General features: G+C 58.6%; 14 protein-coding genes. 7 read left to right on the forward strand and 7 right to left on the reverse strand.

The genetic code is table 11. The annotated features are described in order from the left end of the window. Positions 1 to 18 precede the first annotated feature (18 nt). Positions 19 to 2,079, forward strand: a complete 2,061-nt coding sequence (locus AC13D2_RS20420; protein WP_482939090.1) for a TRAP transporter large permease subunit — start codon at positions 19 to 21, stop codon at positions 2,077 to 2,079. A gap of 10 nt (positions 2,080 to 2,089) precedes the next feature. Here the strand turns inward: AC13D2_RS20420 and AC13D2_RS20425 are convergent, their stop codons facing one another. After that, positions 2,090 to 3,049, reverse strand: a complete 960-nt coding sequence (locus tag AC13D2_RS20425; RefSeq protein WP_482939091.1) for an AraC family transcriptional regulator — start codon at positions 3,047 to 3,049, stop codon at positions 2,090 to 2,092. Positions 3,050 to 3,464: 415 nt separating this feature from the next. On the opposite strand from AC13D2_RS20425, the gene AC13D2_RS20430 reads away from it, so the two are divergent. The 3 genes from AC13D2_RS20430 to AC13D2_RS20440 are packed head-to-tail and all read left to right on the forward strand — an operon-like array spanning position 3,465 to position 9,236. Beyond that, positions 3,465 to 4,655, forward strand: a complete 1,191-nt coding sequence (locus tag AC13D2_RS20430) for an efflux RND transporter periplasmic adaptor subunit (RefSeq protein ID WP_482939092.1) — start codon at positions 3,465 to 3,467, stop codon at positions 4,653 to 4,655. Beyond that, positions 4,652 to 7,849 (forward strand): efflux RND transporter permease subunit, encoded by a 3,198-nt coding sequence (locus AC13D2_RS20435; RefSeq protein ID WP_286811025.1) that lies wholly within the window; start codon positions 4,652 to 4,654, stop codon positions 7,847 to 7,849. Before AC13D2_RS20430 ends, AC13D2_RS20435 begins: the two co-directional genes overlap by 4 nt. Further along, complete coding sequence (locus tag AC13D2_RS20440) at positions 7,842 to 9,236, forward strand: efflux transporter outer membrane subunit (RefSeq protein WP_482939093.1); 1,395 nt, start codon at positions 7,842 to 7,844, stop codon at positions 9,234 to 9,236. Before AC13D2_RS20435 ends, AC13D2_RS20440 begins: the two co-directional genes overlap by 8 nt. Before the next feature lie 18 nt (positions 9,237 to 9,254). Here AC13D2_RS20440 and nfsA read toward each other — a convergent pair whose 3' ends face one another. Both nfsA and AC13D2_RS20450 read right to left on the reverse strand, forming a co-directional pair. Further along, positions 9,255 to 9,992 (reverse strand): oxygen-insensitive NADPH nitroreductase, encoded by a 738-nt coding sequence (gene nfsA, locus AC13D2_RS20445; protein WP_286811027.1) that lies wholly within the window; start codon positions 9,990 to 9,992, stop codon positions 9,255 to 9,257. A gap of 96 nt (positions 9,993 to 10,088) precedes the next feature. Beyond that, the gene (locus AC13D2_RS20450) at positions 10,089 to 10,757 is read right to left on the reverse strand and encodes a DNA-3-methyladenine glycosylase I (protein WP_286811028.1); all 669 of its coding nucleotides are present in this window, start codon (positions 10,755 to 10,757) and stop codon (positions 10,089 to 10,091) included. 82 nt (positions 10,758 to 10,839) lie between these two features. Between AC13D2_RS20450 and AC13D2_RS20455 the strand changes: the two genes are divergently transcribed. After that, positions 10,840 to 11,019, forward strand: coding sequence for a DUF2897 family protein (locus AC13D2_RS20455; protein ID WP_286811029.1), 180 nt, complete (start codon positions 10,840 to 10,842; stop codon positions 11,017 to 11,019). A gap of 160 nt (positions 11,020 to 11,179) precedes the next feature. Then, complete coding sequence (locus AC13D2_RS20460; protein ID WP_482939094.1) at positions 11,180 to 12,460, forward strand: MHYT domain-containing protein; 1,281 nt, start codon at positions 11,180 to 11,182, stop codon at positions 12,458 to 12,460. Here AC13D2_RS20460 and AC13D2_RS20465 read toward each other — a convergent pair. The 4 genes from AC13D2_RS20465 to AC13D2_RS20480 are packed head-to-tail and all read right to left on the reverse strand — an operon-like array spanning position 12,424 to position 14,401. Further along, complete coding sequence (locus AC13D2_RS20465) at positions 12,424 to 13,104, reverse strand: lipase family protein (protein WP_420389846.1); 681 nt, start codon at positions 13,102 to 13,104, stop codon at positions 12,424 to 12,426. The genes AC13D2_RS20460 and AC13D2_RS20465 overlap by 37 nt on opposite strands. A gap of 32 nt (positions 13,105 to 13,136) precedes the next feature. Further along, entirely contained in the window at positions 13,137 to 13,622 is a 486-nt protein-coding gene (locus AC13D2_RS20470; protein ID WP_420389845.1) for a hypothetical protein, read from the reverse strand. A 20-nt stretch (positions 13,623 to 13,642) separates the two neighbouring features. Then, entirely contained in the window at positions 13,643 to 14,002 is a 360-nt protein-coding gene (locus AC13D2_RS20475) for a VOC family protein (RefSeq protein WP_286811033.1), read from the reverse strand. Positions 14,003 to 14,023: 21 nt separating this feature from the next. After that, positions 14,024 to 14,401, reverse strand: a complete 378-nt coding sequence (locus AC13D2_RS20480; RefSeq protein ID WP_286811034.1) for a nuclear transport factor 2 family protein — start codon at positions 14,399 to 14,401, stop codon at positions 14,024 to 14,026. Between the two features lie 360 nt (positions 14,402 to 14,761). On the opposite strand from AC13D2_RS20480, the gene AC13D2_RS20485 reads away from it, so the two are divergent. Continuing rightward, positions 14,762 to 17,185, forward strand: coding sequence for a response regulator (locus AC13D2_RS20485; RefSeq protein ID WP_482939095.1), 2,424 nt, complete (start codon positions 14,762 to 14,764; stop codon positions 17,183 to 17,185). The last annotated feature ends 5 nt before the right edge of the window (positions 17,186 to 17,190 follow it).

Below are 17,190 nucleotides of genomic sequence, written 5' to 3' on the forward strand. Positions count from 1 at the left end.
TTCCCAGAGTAAACTGTTATGTCCCAGGGTGGTTTTCGACGTAATGGGTTGGAGTGGTTGTCCTCTCTGCCGGCCTGTCTGCTTCTGCTGTCGGTGGTGCTGTTTTCCACCAGTAGCGACATCCACAATCAGATGCTGCGCGGCGGCGAGCAATTGTGGAGCGGCTACTACAAGCTGAGGATCGACCCGGTACAACCCACCTGTGACCCGAACGTGGACATCGACGCCGCTGTTCAGGAAGAGTTGGCGAAAGAGGGCTCCGACAACCCCATGGCGGCCCTTCTGGGAGAGTCCGAGAAAGACCCGGATGAGGTTCGTCTGGCCATCGAACGTTCGGTGGCGGACTGCCGCCAGAGCTATCAGAGTTACGAGAATCTCAAGGACAAGCTTACTCCCGGCGTAAAAGCCTACCGGGCTGTGGAGCTGTTTGTGGCCGACCTGATCGCCCTCGGCCTGGAGTCCCAGCGCTACATACTGGTGATCCTGGTCATGCTGTGCGCGGTGACCGCCACCCTGACTCGCCACCATATTGCCATGCGGGCCATGGAAACCCGCCTGGACTACATGGTTTCCCACACGCTGCAGACCGTCGCCAATGCCATGCTTCTGGGGTCCAGCGTGATCTTCCGCCAGTCCAGTTTTGGCGCCGACACCACCATGTCGTCCGATGAACTGTTACTCCATAACCTGTGGATTACCGGTTTTGCCGCACTGACGCTTACCAGCCTGTACCGGCTCGTCAGGGTGCCGGATGACCTGAGGGAAGGCGGTGATCTGAACAAGGCCTTCCTGGCGGTGCCTCTCTATACCGCCATGTGTCTTATATCGGGGACCTATTTTGCGCTGATTGGTCACGCCTCTGGTATTGGTATCTATCTGGGCAAAATGATGGAGCTCTCCGACATGTTCCTGAACGTCGGACTGTACGTGTGGGTAGGCATGATGCTGAAGCAGACGCGCCTGGCCACCCTGGTGTTCAACGTCTTCCGGCCCTGGCGCATGCCGCCTGAAATGCTCGCTGTCGTAGCGGTGCTGGTGGCTGCGGTGCCCACTGCCTACACTGGCGCGTCCGGGATCTTTGTCATTGCGGCCGGTGCGGTTATTTACAGCGAACTACGTGCTGCCGGTGCCCGCCGTCACCTGGCCCTGGCGGCAACCGCCATGTCCGGTTCCATGGGTGTGGTCGTGCGGCCCTGCCTGCTAGTGGTGGTCATTGCCTACCTGAACAGGGAAGTCACCACGGACGAGTTGTTTGGCTGGGGTATATGGGTGTTCGTGCTCACCGCGACCATGTTCACGGTGGTGGCCCTCACGGTGAACCGTCAGAGCTGGTTTAACCTGGCTCCGGCTTCCACGGCCTTATCACCGATGATGTCAGCGTTGAAGCATCTGATCCCCTATGCGCTGGTGATCGCAGCGGTGGTTCTGTTGTACCGTTTTGCGCTGGATGTGCAGATGGATGAATTCTCTGCCCCGCGGTTGTTGCCGGTAATCATGCTGGCCATCCTGCTGTACGAACATGTCAGCCTGAAAAACCGTAAGGGTCGGGCCAGTGGCGAGATCAATCACCAGGGCCTGGAACGCAGCTTGCGCTCGGCCACCAACGACACCACGGCGGAAATCGGCGCGCTGTTACTGCTATTGGGTCTTTCGGTCAGTATCGGCGGGGTGATCGAACGCTCCCACATTATGGAAACCTTCCCTCAGGCATTCGACAGTGCCTGGTCTGCCATGCTGCTGATGGTGCTGATCCTGGTGGTGTTGGGCATGATCATGGACGCCTTCGGAGCCGTTATCCTGGTGACCGCCACCGTGGCTACCATCGCCTACAGCAGTGGCATACATCCGATTCACTTCTGGATGGTAACCCTGGTCGCCTTTGAGCTGGGTTATCTAAGCCCGCCGGTGGCACTGAACCACCTGCTGACGCGACAGGTCGTCGGGGAAGCGGAAGTGCTGGCGGCACAGCAGGAAGAGGGCACCTTCTACCAGCGCCACGAGCGTATCATCATGCCACTGATTGCCATGGGCATTTCACTGGTACTGGTGGCGTTTGTGCCGCTGCTGTTCTACGCCTGAGTTTCAGGGGTCAAACGGGCTCTGCAGCTCGGTGTTCGCCACGCAGCACAGTAACGTCGGCCCTGGGCGGTGCACCGAACAGGCGACTGTATTCGCGGCTGAAATGCGAAGGGCTTTCGTAACCCACCCGATAGCTGGCGGTGGCAGCCTCAAGCCCCTCGGTCAGCATCAGGCGCCGGGCCTCATGCAGACGCAGTTTCTTCTGGAACTGCAGTGGCGACATCCGGGTCACCTGCTTGAAACTGTGGTACAGGGTGGACTCGCTCATATTGGCCGCTTCCGCCAGTTCACTGATTCGTAGCGGTTCGGCGTAGTGGTCCTTCAACGTCGAAATGACCGTGGAAATGCGGTGTGCCTGGGAATCGGTGGCGGCAAACTTGCGCATCCGTGACCCCATCTCGCCAATCAGTGCGCGATAGATGATTTCCCGCCGAGCCAGAGGCGCCAGAATAGGAATATCACCGGGAGAATCCAGCAGGCTGAGCAACCGGTAGAGCGCGCTCTGCATCCGCTCATCCATCGACGACATGCACAGGCCACACTGCACTTCTGGGCAGGCTTCGTTCGGGTGCAGCGGGGGTGCCTTGTCACCCAGTTCGAGCACCAGCTCCGCCACTTCCTGAGGGTCTACCTTGAGCTTTGCTGCCAGATAGGGGTGTTCCTCCGAAGCATCAACAATTCGCCCCAGTACCGGAAGATGTACCGAACTGGCGAGATAGGAAAGGGGCTGGTAGGTGATCTCGCGGTCACCCAGTTGGATGATTTTGGTGCCCTGAATCACGAAGCATAAAGAAGGTTCATAGACACTGGACCCACAGCTGGAAGGCTCGTCGCAGCGTATTAATTCCAGGCCATCAATGGCGGAACCCTGAATACCCTGGTGTGTCGTCCATTGACGGGCGACACGAGCGAGCTGTTGCTGCAGGTTGAGCGTGAGATTTCCGGAAATCTCAGGAACGTTGGCAGTCATCGGTGGGTCTCCCTTTAGCGGCAGTATAATCCTTCATAACCTGAACTGTACGGGGTCTCATGCGCTTTCTGCAGGATCAGGCAATGACCGCGCAGAAATCGGCAACCCGGCCTCTCCGGCATAAATCATGCCGGCAGAATCGGGCAAGCTTCCCGCAGTAACCCGATACCGCTTTTCTCCTTCCACTGGATATTGTTGTGCTCCCGTTGGGTAAACATTACCCGATCCGATAAACCAGCGCTATGTCACCCATAGCCAGCATTTCGATTCAGGGCCATTGACCTCAAGTTAGCTTGAGGAAATAGGCTTCGTGTCGAATTTGTTATACCCCACGCGACTTAACAAGTGATCCAACCGATTACTTGGCAACACCGGGAACGCCCACAAGGCGGCCCCGATAGCGGAGCGAGAAACCATGGAAAGTCTGACTGCAAAACCGTTCAGAGGGTCTGGCCGTTTACTGGGCCTGGCTGTAGCGATAACTGTTTTATTGACCGGCTGCGAGGCGCAAAGCGATGAAGCGGCGAGCATGCCGCCTCCGCCGGAAGTGGATGTGGCGGAAGTGGTCGTGGAACCTGTCACTCTCTGGGAAGCATTCACTGGCCGTGTGGCATCGCCGGAAACGGTGGACTTGCGGCCCCGCGTCAGTGGCTACATCGATGAAGTGGCCTTCGAAGAAGGGGAATTGGTGAAAGCCGGGGATCTGCTGTTCCAGATTGATCCACGCCCCTACGAAGCCCAAAAGCAGGCGGCCAGCGCTGAATTGGCGCTGGCCAACAGCCAGCTTGATCTGGCCAGAAGTGAAGCTGGTCGGGCCAGGACGCTGCTGGAAAGCCGGGCAATATCCCGTGAGGAATACGATCAGCGCAATACCGCGTTGATGAGCGCGCGGGCCCGTGTGCAGGCGGCCCAGGCCGCTCTGGATACCGCCGAGCTGAACCTGCAATACACCCGTGTAACCGCACCCGTCAGCGGCCGTACCGGCAGGGCCCTGGTGACTCAGGGCAACCTGGCGAACGCCGACCAGAGCCTGCTCACCACCGTGGTTTCGGTGGATCCGGTGCACGTGTACTTCGAAGCCGACGAACAATCCGCGTTCAGTAGCCAGCAGTTACTTGCCAATGGCCAGCCCAGGGGTGTGCGCATTTCGCTGGGTGGCGAGGGCGGCCGTCAGTACAAGGGCGAGCTGGACTTCGTCGACAACCACCTGAACCCGGGGACCGGCACCCTGCAGTACCGTGCCGTGCTTAACAACCTGGACGGTCTGATTAAACCCGGCCAGTTTGCCCGCGTGGAAATGCCCGTTGCCGAGTTGGACCAGGCACTACTGGTAAGCCGCAAGGCGGTGTTGACTGACCAGGACCGCCGTTTTGTCTACGTGGTGGATGAACAGAATCGGGTTGCACCCCGGCAGGTCACCACTGGCCGTCAGGTGGATGATCTGCAGGTGATCCGTGAAGGCCTCAACCATGGCGACCTTGTGATCATTAATGGTGTGCAGAAGGTGTTTGGCGCCGGTATGCAAGTCAAGCCGCAGCTGGTTGCCATGAAAGAATCCGCCCGGGGAGAAGGCGCCGTTGTCGTAGCTCAGGAGCTGGCGCAATGAATATCTCCCGATTTTTTGTCGACCGGCCGATATTCGCGGCAGTGCTGTCCATCATCATCTTTGCCATCGGGCTGATTTCCATTCCGAACCTGCCGGTCAGCGAGTACCCGGAAGTGGTGCCGCCGTCGGTTGTCGTGCGCACCGTCTACCCCGGCGCCAATCCCAAGGAAATTGCAGAAACCGTGGCCACGCCGCTGGAAGAAGCCATCAGTGGCGTTGAAGACATGATGTACTTCAAGTCCGTGGCGGGCTCGGACGGCGTTCTTCAGATGACTGTCACCTTCCGGCCAGGCACCGACGCCGAGGAAGCCACCGTGCGGGTGCAAAACCGTGTCAGCCAGGCCCAGGCCCGGCTGCCGGAGGAGGTGCGGCGCCAGGGCGTGACGACCCAGAAGCAGTCGCCCACGTTCCTGATGGTGGTGCACCTGACCTCGCCGAGCGGCACCTATGACACGCTCTACCTGCGCAATTACGCGCGGTTGCATGTGCGTGACCGGCTGGCCCGTATCCAGGGTGTTGGCGACGCGCAGATCTTTGGTGGCGGTGATTACGCCATGCGCGCCTGGCTGGACCCGGACCGTATTGCCGCCCGTGGTCTGACGGCGAGCGATGTGGTCCGCGCCATGCGTGAGCAGAATGTGCAGGTATCAGCCGGTCAGATTGGCGCGGAGCCGGTCCCGGACAGCGACTTCCTGACACTGATCAACGCCCGTGGCCGGCTGGAGACGGTGGAAGAGTTTGGTGACATTGTGCTCAAGCGTGGCGACAACGGCGAGATTCTGCGCCTGGAAGACGTGGCCCGGTTGGAAATGGGGGCCGGTGACTACACCTTGCGCTCGCAGCTGGATGGTAAGGATGCGGTGGCCCTGGGTGTTTTCCAGGCGCCGGGCGCCAACGCTCTGGAAATCCGCGACGAAGTGATCGCAACCATGGATGAACTGGCTTCCCGTTTCCCTCAAGGGGTTGAATATGAAGCGGTTTACGACACTACGATCTTCGTCAGCGACTCCATCAAGGCGGTCATTGCCACCCTTCTGGAGGCGGTGTTGCTGGTGGTATTGGTGGTCACGCTGTTCCTGCAGACCTGGCGGGCGTCGATTATCCCGTTGCTGGCAGTACCGGTGTCGGTCATTGGCACCTTCGGCGCGCTATACCTGTTGGGCTACTCCATCAATACCCTGACGCTGTTCGGCCTGGTGCTCGCTATTGGCATCGTGGTGGACGACGCGATCGTGGTGGTGGAAAACGTCGAACGTAACATCGAGGAAGGCCTGAAACCGCTGGCGGCGGCTCACCAGGCCATGAAGGAAGTGTCTGGTCCCATCATTGCGATCGGTCTGGTGCTGTGCGCCGTGTTCATTCCCATGGCGTTCCTCTCCGGGGTGACCGGCCAGTTCTACCGGCAGTTCGCGGTGACCATTGCCATTTCCACGGTGATTTCCACCATCAACTCGCTGACACTCTCTCCAGCTCTGGCGGCGATGTTGCTAAAGCCCCACAGCGCGCCCAAAGATCGGTTGCAGAGAGTGATTGATGCGTTGTTTGGCTGGGTGTTCCGGCCTTTCAACCGTTTCTTCAACGCCAGCGCCGGGAAGTACCAGGGCGGAGTGTCCCGTTCCCTGCGCCGGCGTGGCGCTGTGTTTGTGGTCTATGCGCTGTTGCTGACCGGCACCGGGCTGATGTTCAAGGCGGTACCGCCAGGCTTTATCCCGACCCAGGACAAGCTGTACCTGATCGCCGGTGTGAAACTGCCGGAGGGCGCCTCCCTGGAGCGTACCGATCAATTGCTCCAGAAAGTCACCGACATCGCCATGGAGACCGAGGGTGTGGCCAACGCCGTGGCGTTTCCCGGCCTGAACGCACTGCAGTTCACCAATACCTCCAACACCGGTGTGGTGTTCTTCCCTCTGAAACCGTTTGACGAGCGCAACCTCAGTGCCGCGGAGATCAATGCTCAGATCAACCAGCGAATCAGCGGGCTGAAAGAAGGCTTTGCCTTCGCCTTCATGCCTCCGCCGATCCTGGGCTTGGGCAACGGCTCCGGCTATCAGTTGTTCATCGAGGACCGTGGGAATCTCGGTTACGGGGCCCTGCAGAACGCGGTGAACCAGTTCCAGGGGGCCATCAGCCAGACACCGGGCATGGGGTATCCCATCACCAGTTACCAGGCCAATGTGCCGCAACTGGATGCGGAAGTGGACCGGCTCAAGGCCAAGGCCCAGGGCGTGCCCCTGACCGAACTGTTCGACACCCTGCAGACCTACCTGGGGTCCACCTACGTCAACGACTTTAACCGGTTTGGTCGTACCTGGCAGGTCATCGCCCAGGCAGACGCCCCCTACCGCGACAGCGTGGAGGACATTGCCCGCCTGCGTACCCGCAACGACCAGGGCGAGATGGTGCCGATCGGCTCCATGGTGAACATCCGCCAGAGCTTCGGACCGGACCCGGTATTGCGGTACAACGGCTACCCCGCTGCGGACATTGCCGGGGAGGCGGACCCAAGGGTGCTGTCGTCGGCTCAGGCCATGGATACGCTGACCGCACTGGCGGACCAGGTGCTGCCTGCCGGAATGGCGTTTGAATGGACCGACCTGAGCTATCAGCAGGCCACCCAGGGCAATGCCGCGCTGGTGGTGTTCCCGCTGGCCATCCTGCTGGTGTTCCTGGTATTGGCAGCGCTTTATGAGAGTTGGACTCTGCCGTTGGCGGTGATCCTCATTGTGCCCATGTGTATGCTCTCGGCATTGATTGGCGTGTGGTTTGGCGGCGGGGACAACAACATCTTCGTTCAGGTGGGGTTGGTGGTGTTGATTGGCCTGGCCTGCAAGAACGCCATCCTGATCGTGGAATTCGCCCGCGAGCTCGAGCTGCAAGGGCGGAGCATTGTAGAGGCGGCGCTGGAAGCCTGCCGGTTGCGGCTGCGGCCCATCATCATGACCTCCATCACCTTCACGGCAGCGGTTGTTCCCCTTGTGCTGGCTACCGGTGCGGGCGCCGAGGTACGTGAGGCTCTGGGCACGGCCGTGTTTGCCGGCATGATCGGGGTCACCCTGTTTGGCCTGTTCCTGACGCCGGTGTTCTACGTGGCGCTGCGCAAGCTCTCTGGAAGCCACCCGCTGAAAAGCCATCATACATCCACACTGTCTTCCGATGACGGCGAAGACGCATTGCCAGGAGGTAGCCATGCTTAAAGTCATCACCATGACTGGGGCTATGGCCCTGTTAACGGGATGTGCCGTGGGCCCGGATTACCAGGCCCCGGCGACACCGGAACCGAACGCGTTTTCGGAAGGGCGAACCATGGTTGCCGGTGGAGCCGACCAGCAGCGTTTCTGGCAGGGGTTTGATGATCCTATGCTGGCACGCCTGATCGATGATGCCCTGGCCGCCAACCTCAGCCTGGAAGGCGCCGTCGCTCGCTATGAGCGCGCGGCCGCGCTGCTGTATGGCGCCGAGCGGGATCAGTGGCCCAGCGTCACCGCCAGCGCCTCTGCCGCCGAACAGTATCTGGCGGATATTGAGCAGTCTCCCCCGGGTGTCGGTCCGGAGCGGGTGCAGCGTTACCAGGCTGGTGTTGCCGCCAGTTGGGAGCTGGATCTGTTCGGACGCCTGCGTCGTGCTACCGAGGCCCAGAGGGCGGAACTTGAGGCGGCCGGTGCCGATCTCGGTGCCGTCCAGGTGGCGATCGCGGGGCAGTTGGCCAGCAGTTATTTTGAGCTGCGAGGCCTTCAGGAACAGTATCAGGTCGCCCGCCAGAGTGTGGCTTTGCAGCAGCAGTCACTGGACATCGTGGAAGCCCGGGTGGAAGCCGGGCGTGGTACCGAATTTGATCAGGTGCGTGCCCGCGCCCAACTGGAACGGACCCGGGCCGAGTTGCCCACCCTGCAGGCCGGGATACGTGGGGCCATGCACCGCATCGCTGTGCTGACTGGCCAGCCGCCGATGGCGCTTGTCGAAACCCTGTCGCCTCGTGGGGCATTGCCGGAAACATTACCGACGATTCCCGTGGATAGCCCAGGGGAGGTTCTGCGCCGCCGCCCGGATATCGCCGCCGCTGAGCGACGTCTGGCGGCCTCCACCGCCCGCATCGGGGTGGCCACCGCTGACCTGTTCCCTCGCTTTACCCTGAGCGGACTGATCGGTTCCGTTGCCGGCGACACCAGCGATCTGTTCACTGGCTCGGCGGAAACCCGCCGCGTTGCCCTCGGTATCGACTGGACCTTCCTGGACCACGACAGGGTCAAGGCCCGTATCGAGGCGGCAGGGGCCGATAGCCGCGCGGCCTTGGCCAGCTACCAGCAAACGGTGCTGGAAGCCCTGGAAGAGGCCGAAACGCGGCTGGTGCGTTATCAGCGGGCGCAACAGCGGGAAGAGCGGCTGGAACAGGCAATGAATAACGCCGAGCACGCCGTGGAACTGGCCCGGGCTCGCTATGAGGAGGGATTTATCGGCTATTTCGAGGTGCTGACGGCGGAACAGGAGTTCACCGCTACCCGGGATGCCGCTGTGCGTAGCCGCACAGCGGTGACCCTGGCGATGGTGGATGTATACCGCTCGCTGGTAGGTGCGCCGGGGTAAGTATCCCGGCGATCATCATTACTTCATTTCGAAGCCCTTGCCACGCAGGAAATCCCGCATGTGGGGGCGCAACTTGGATGTAAACAGTGGTTTCAGCTGTTGCGACCAGGTGGTGTCCTTGGTGCCCCCGGTGCGGGCCTGGTAATAGGTGTTCATGGTAGTGTCGAACTCTGCCACCAGCTCCGCATCGCGTTCGCTCTGGTAGTAATCCTCTTTCAGGATGGACGCCAGTGGCAGTCGCGGTTTCACCTCTGGAGCCTGGTCCGGATACCCTAGGCACATGCCGAATACCGGATACACGTGCTCTGGCAGGCGTAGTAACTCGCTGACCTCCGATGGGTTGTTGCGGATGCCACCGATATAACACAGGCCCAGCCCCTCCGATTCCGCCGCTGTGGCAACGTTCTGGGCCACCAGGGCGGTATCGATACTGGCCACCAACAATTGCTCGGTCATCCCGCGGACCACCTCGGCACCCGCGCGTTCCGCCGCATCCGTGGCCCGTTTCATATCCGCGCAGAACACCAGGAAATCTGAACTTTCCGCCACATAGCGTTGGCCACCACTCAACTCGGCCAGGGCCTCTCGGTTCCTCGGATCGACCACATGGATAATGGAGTAGGCCTGCACGTGGCTGGATGTAGCGGCGCTCTGGCCGGCCCGGATCAGTTCCTCGAAGAGTTCGCGGGGAATCCTGCGGTTCTGGAACTTGCGGATCGAACGGTGTGATTTAAGAAGTTCAATGGTGGGATTCATAGCGCCCTTCAGCATGACAACGGAAAGCGCTTATCCTGCCATTGGCGGACAGTGATAGCAAAATACCCACGGGATAAAGACGTAGGGCCGAAACGGTCAGTCTCCCACTGAGTAAGACAGAATTCGCGACAGGTGGCTGTAGGGCAGGCCGGTTTCCTTATGCCAGTCGTTGAAGGCCTGCTGTGCCTGCACCAGGGCCTTTTTGCTGCCGGGGCTGGCATCGAGCCGTTCTTCGCGATGCAGCCCGGCAGCCACATCCGACGACAGGACAAAGCCATCCCAGCCTACCCGGCGCAGGAAATTCTGGGCGGTGTTGCCGCCAAGGCGGGCACCGTGGCGTTTGAACCACATCAGCAGGCCGACCTGATCGTGAGAAGGCCACTGGCTCAGGAAAGCGCCAAAGCCACCGTGCTCACGGGCGCCATCCACAATCATCCGGGCGTTGTCAGGCACCGTGCGAATTTTCTGCATGTTGCGCACAATGCGCTCATCCTGTGCCAGTTCCTCCAGCACTTCCGGCGGAACCTGCTGCCAGTAAAGCGGCACGAATCCCTTGAAGGCATCTTCAAACCCCGGCCACTTGTTCTCGATTACCCGCCACACGAAACCCGCTTTAAAGACACAGCGGGTAACTTCCGACAGGTAGCGGTCGTCACCCATGGCTTCGAGCTCACCGGGCTCTGCAACCCGCGGCAGCATGGCACGTAGCGCGACTTCGCCTCCTTTTCGGGCGGCCGCCTGATTATAAATTCTGGAGAAGGACATGGAGTAACTTCCGAATCCGGTTGTCGGGTTGAAGGCGTGTGGTCCACTATAAGGTAAACGGGTTCATTGAAGGAGCCAAGCCATGCCTCTTATCGGATGGGTTATTGTCCTAGTTGCTTTCGCCCTGATAGTCGGCAGCCTGATGGTGCTGCGTGACAATGCTAACAGCATGAAGATTTCTGATGAAAAGATGAAAAAGATTCAGGAGCGCAAGGCCGAAGTCGAGGCGGAGGAGAGCGCGGAAGACCGGGAGCAGTGGTAAGCCGCCGACTTCGCCATTGTACATTTCACGAGAATTCACATTGTTTTTGAAACGGTAGAACAACACAGCCCGTAAGTGTGATGGATTTCTCATTTCACGGCAGTTTGGCCACTGGCGAAACTGATCGTGAACAGCATCCATCCAGAAAACGGGTTTCAGAATGACGGGATATTACGATTACACCCTGGTTGCCGCATCCTTTGTGGTTGCGGTTCTGGCGTCGTACAGCGCGCTTTATTTCGGCGCACAGCTTGTAACTCTCGAACAGGCAAAAGCCAGACTATGGCTGGTGCTCGGGGCTCTGACGATGGGGACCGGGGTCTGGGTTATGCATTTCGTAGGCATGCAGGCTTATGTGATGCCGATGGAAATGAGCTACGACCTCACCATTACCCTGATTTCCTGGGTTGCCGCTGTGGGAGCCTCGGGGCTGGCCCTCCATATCATCGGCAAGGACCGAGCGGGCGCGCTGCAGATCGTCATCGGCAGCCTGTTTATGGGCGGCGGCATTACCTCCATGCATTACGTCGGCATGGCGGCCATGGAGATGGAGCCGGGGATGCGTTACGACCCGGTTTTATTCAGTGCTTCCGTTGTTATTGCGGTCGGAGCCTCGGGCGTGGCCATGTTCATTTGCCGCCGTTTGCAGTCAATACAAGGCCTGAAAGGAACCGCCCTCCAGCTCGGCGCCGCCCTGGCCATGGGCGTAGCTATCTGCGGTATGCACTACACTGGCATGGCCGCCATGATCTATCCTGAAAACGCCATGCCCGCCGCAGATAACCTGCTATCGGGTGATTGGCTGGGAGCTCCTCTGGCTCTGGTCAGTGTTGTGTTAATCCTGATTGCTCTTTATGCCTCCGCCAATGACGTCAAGCAACGCCGGAACGCTGAAATACAGGCGCTGGAGGAATCACAGCGTGTCGAGCGCAAAGCGCTGTACGATTCGACCACAGGACTGCCCAACCGGGCCAGCCTGGCGAATCATCTGGTCAGGGAGCTGGCAAGGAGTGAAACCGACAGACACGTCTTCGCGGTGCTCTACCTGGAGGTTGCCAACCATCGGGACATTCCCGACAACCAGGCTGAGGAGGCAATAGCAGCTCTTGCCAAGGCTGTGACGACAGCCGTTGATGACGGAACTTACCTGTCACGTTATTCAACCAGTGCGTTTGTGTTGATCGTGACGAACCCTGCCCACCACAAGTACGAAGACATGTACCAGCGTCTTCGTGACCTTCCGAGAGAAACGGATGGGGGCGTTACGCTCGAACTTCGGGCCGGGCAGAGCGTGTTCCCCAATTCAGGGCGTAATAGCCGGATGCTGATGAAAAAAGCGATGGAAACCTCAGAGCTCCGAAAGCTGGGACTCGCCAGCCTGAAGGAAGAGGTAAAATCTGCGGATTACTTTGAGGCGCGTTCAGCACTGCCGGAAACATGATGCTGGCGGGTCAACGTCGCCAGTTCAGTTTGCAGCCGGTCCAGCAACTGAGCTCTGACGGTAGGATGCACTCGTGACTCCGGGTAGCAGATGACCAATCGAACGTGGGATATGTGTTCGTCCTTCGGGAAGACAATATTCTCAACGTACTGGCCTGAGCGGCTGGCTTGCACCAGATTGCGCTCAGGCTTTTGATCGGAGCCAAGCCGGTCGCCCTCGGAGAAAAAATTCAGGCATCTGGATACGTTGGCCGGCACTTCGCGGGGATTGAACCCCCATTGGGCCGGTAACGTTCGGCCCAAGCCACCCGCCGCAATGGTCACAACCAGGTCGACTGTGATGTCACGCCGGGCGAGTTCACGTGCCACCTTGATCGCCTCGAAACCGCCCTGACTATAGCCGACGATGGCTATCCTGCGGTTGGCGCCAACTGCTTCGCATAAATCGTCCGCGATGGCTTTCGTGGGATGCAAATGGCTGTACATCGTTGCATCGCGGTAACCGGTCTCCCTCATCATGCGAAGCAGGTGTTTCCGCATAAGGTCATGGCCCATGAGGCCATGAATCGCCGCCACCTTTGGCCCATCGAAACCCGGTTCAACATCTGGGTAGTCCGGTGCCTGGGGAAAAGGAATGCGTATCATCGACGGCGTTTCTCTCTATTAGGAGGTGCTTTCTATTGGGAGGCGCTTTGATCCACCAGCCGAAGCGCAACACCGATATGTTTCGCCCCGGCTTCAGTTTGGAGGCTGGATCCGAGAAAACTTACCCATTGGCCTGCTTCCAGCACCAGCGTCCCCTGGCCTGAGAGGCTGCCATCAAGAGTTGTGTATTCACTGGCATAGGTGATCTGGAACGAACCCGAGGGCTTTTCCACCGGGCTGATCTCATATCCCATGGAGAGCGCCCGCGAAGCAACAAAGTTACTGTGTTCGGTTGTGACTGCTCCCACCCTTAGAGCCCTCGACTCATCCAGAAACTCCGGCAACACATCGCCTGGGGCGCCACCAGGTGTGGTGGCCGGGCACTCACAGTAGCGGATTTCCAGCAGCAAAGGCTTGCTGGCGAGGTAGTCAACCGATGTGGGCTGGCCGGCTAACGTCAAGGCAGGGAGGGTGAGAAGTGCTGGTAAGCTGATATTGCGCAATGTCTTCCTTGGCATTTTGGGCTCCTGAAGTCGGTTTACACCACTGGCTCAGACCAAACGGCATACTCATTGCCATTGGGGTCCGAGAAATGAAAACGGCGACCGCCCGGAAACGAAAAAATGCCCTGCACGATGGTGCCACCCGAAGACGTTACTTTGTCGAGGGTGGCATCCAGGTCAGTGCTGTAGAGGACAATCAGGGCACTGCCGTTACTGGTGGTGGCGGCTTTATCGGATTTGAAGAAGCCACCATCCAGCCCGGCATTTTCAATAGCAACGTATTCTGGCCCGTAGTCTATGAACGACCAGCCAAACGCGCTGGCAAAGAACCGCTTCGTGACGTCAAGATCTCGCGAAGGGAGCTCAACATAGTTGATCTTTCCGGTTTCTTTCATGTCCTCTGGTTCCCGTCAGCGTCAGTTAGCCGAAGGCAGGTTGCCTCCCAGCATGTTCTCAACCACCGCGGCATTATAGAAGGCTTCAACCGTCTGGATCTTATCGTTGCGCACGCGGAACCAGACGGCCAGTCGCACATCCCCAATTGGTTCAAAGTTGGTCCGGTAATCCAGAATCGCGAATACGTGCTCCCCGTCGGCACTGAGCTGGCGGAGGACGAGGTCTTTCTGGATGGCGGCCATCCCGAACTGATAGGACAACATGTCATCCGGACTGAGGAAATGCATGTTCGGCCCCACATATTCAAACCCGTCGGCAACCAGCCACGCTTTTGCCTCATCAAAGCGATGAGCCCGGGTATCGGCGATGAACTGCTCCACGACGTCTTTTGGCTGCATGTACAGACTCCATTCCAAGACAGGACGATTTAAATGCCTGGATATGAGTAGATTGCATTGTTCTACCACCCAGATCAAAGCATAGCGATTATTGTTATCGCCGTGGAGTCTTCAACCTTATTTAATCCCTGGCATCCGGAGGTATCCCGGTAGCGATTTCATACCGTCGATCCAGGCCTGAATGGCCGGTTAAGGTTCGAGAGTTACTCACCCTGCCCATTGTGCCTGACGGCGAGGTGTGGCAGTTTCAGAAATGTTTGAAACCATTGCTATCGGATTCTCGTTTACTCCAACGTATCGCTACAACGTGAGACCGGATTCATACTCATATCATCCATGCATAGTAGATGAGGTTCAACAATGGCAGGCGTCGACCTGGGGCCAAAGGGCCAAGAGCTGAGGCAGCGATATATTGAACGTCTTCCTGCGCGTCTGGAAGAACTCCATGCGTCCTGGCATTGGCTGCAGCACGTCAGTTGGGACTCGAAATCGCTGACTACCATGACGCAGTGTGCCCACAAGTTGTATGGCAGTGGTGCGACCTTTCAGTTCCCAGACATCAGCCACTCAGCCCGGATTCTGGAAGATCAATTGCAGAAAGTGCTGAACAAACCGGATGTAACGGTGGACGAGCGACATGCAATCGAGACGTCTCTCGACAATCTGGTAGGAGCCATTGAGAAAGCAATCCATACGGCCACACCAATCCAAGCGGTAACGGCGGTTAGGGCGGCCACAAAGAGCCACCATCGCATTGCCGTCATTGAAGATGATCGTAATCAGTCGGATTTTCTGCAGAGTTGGCTGGAGCAGTTGGGCTATACAGTGGAGTGCTTCGAGACGCCAGAGGCATACAGCCGGAAAGTGGACGACCACAATCATCACCTGATTCTGCTGGACATCAGTTTCCCCGAGGGCGCACTGGAAGGGATCGTTTGGCTTGAGCGACTGAAATACCGATGGGATGCCAGTATACCGGTGATCATGATGTCGGCTCGCAGCGATATGGTCGCGCGAATGCGCGCGCTCCGGGCCGGGGCGGATAGCTATCTCACCAAACCCCTGGATCTGGGAGACCTGGAGAAGCAGATCGAGCAATTGCTGAATGCCAACGCGGGCTCAAGACCGCGGGTGCTTTGGGTGGAAGACGACAGCGATTTACTCGCCTACTACGAAAGTCTGCTGGCTGGGCAAGGCTATGAGGTTGAAGGTCTGTCTCAGCCGGTGCGAATCCTTGATCGCATTGAACAATTCGAGCCGGACGCCATTGTACTTGACCACGAGATGCCCGGGGTCCAGGGGTTGGAATTGGCACAGGTGCTACGTCAGGATGCCCGGTACATGACCATTCCCATTCTATTTGTGTCGGCCTCACAAGCGGTCTCGGAGCAGATTGGCAAGTACAGCATGACGGGCAACGAATTTTTTCAGAAACCGCTGGACAACGAGCGGTTTCTGGCCGCGCTTCATTATCACCTCGCGCAGGCTCAGCTGCTTTCAGCGCGCATCAACCTGGTGAGCCAGCGCAACGAACGCCAGGGACTGCAAAACCACGACTATTTCCTGACCGAACTGGCTACCTCGATTGCCTACCTGGAAACGACGCCGGCCAGTCAGGACTGTTTTTTGGTGCAGGTTGGCATTGACCGGGAAGAGTATCTGCGCGCTCAGTACGGAGCGCGCGCTATGGCGAGTCTCACTGCTCGCATGGAGCAGAACTTTGCCAATCAGTTGGGTGTGAGTGATTCCGGCTGTGCTTTGGGGGGTGGTAGCTTTCTGTTCAAGGTCATTATTCCCGCGGGTACAGAAGTCGGCGCGTACCTTGAGCATTTTCACCAGCGTTTGAACAGTCAGGGGTGGGCTCTGGGCGAGCCGCCCATCCCGATTACCCTCAGCATCGGTGTGCTGCCCCTTACCGAAGCGGTGAATGAAGACAAAGCGCTACTGGAAGTCGAGCAGGCCTGTAGCGAGGCAATGCAAGCGGGAGGCGGATGCCTGATGTGGCACCAGCCGCCGGAGCGCTCTGAGCACAGTAATCTGGATGATCGTATACGTGAACTGCTGGATGCCAAAGCCTTCAAGTTGCACTATCAGCCGATCGTGAATATGGATTCCGGAGACATACTGTTTGAGGCACTCGTACGATTGGTGGACGAGGACAACGCCGTGTATTTCCCCGGCCAGTTTTTACCTCAATTGGCAGACGGCGGTCATGGATCTCTCTATGATCTGGATCGTTGGGTTATGGAGCACGCATTGGAGGGGCTCTCAAAGCTGGAGGGGAAAGCCGCTGCCAGCCACTCTGTGGCCATTAAGCTTGCCTCACCAATGACGGACGTGGCGAAGTTGATTCCATTTCTCACCAGCCAGATGCGCAACGCGCGCATCAAGGGTAAACGCCGAATCTATCTTGCCCTATCCAGTCCAACCGTGTTTACGGATGTGGCGAAGGCCAGACAGGTGCTCAAGGTGCTTCAGGATATGGACTGCGGACTGATTATCGAACACATCGATATCAGTCAGGCGACCATTGATTTGCTGAAAGAACTGCAATCCGTCGATTTCGTGAAACTTGGGCCAAAATATGGCTCGACTGTGGAACAGACACCGGAGCTCGAAAACCTGATCCGCCAGCTTACCGCCATTTTTGGTTCCAGCTTGCCGATTGTGGCCACGGGCGTGGAGGATGCCAGGGCAGTGTCCTGGTTCTGGGAGCGAAACGTTCGCTATTTCCAGGGGCATTTCATCCAGGCGCCAGAAGTGGTTATGAATTTCGAGTTGTGAGGGTG

This window comes from Marinobacter sp. B-12 (genome assembly GCF_056857915.1).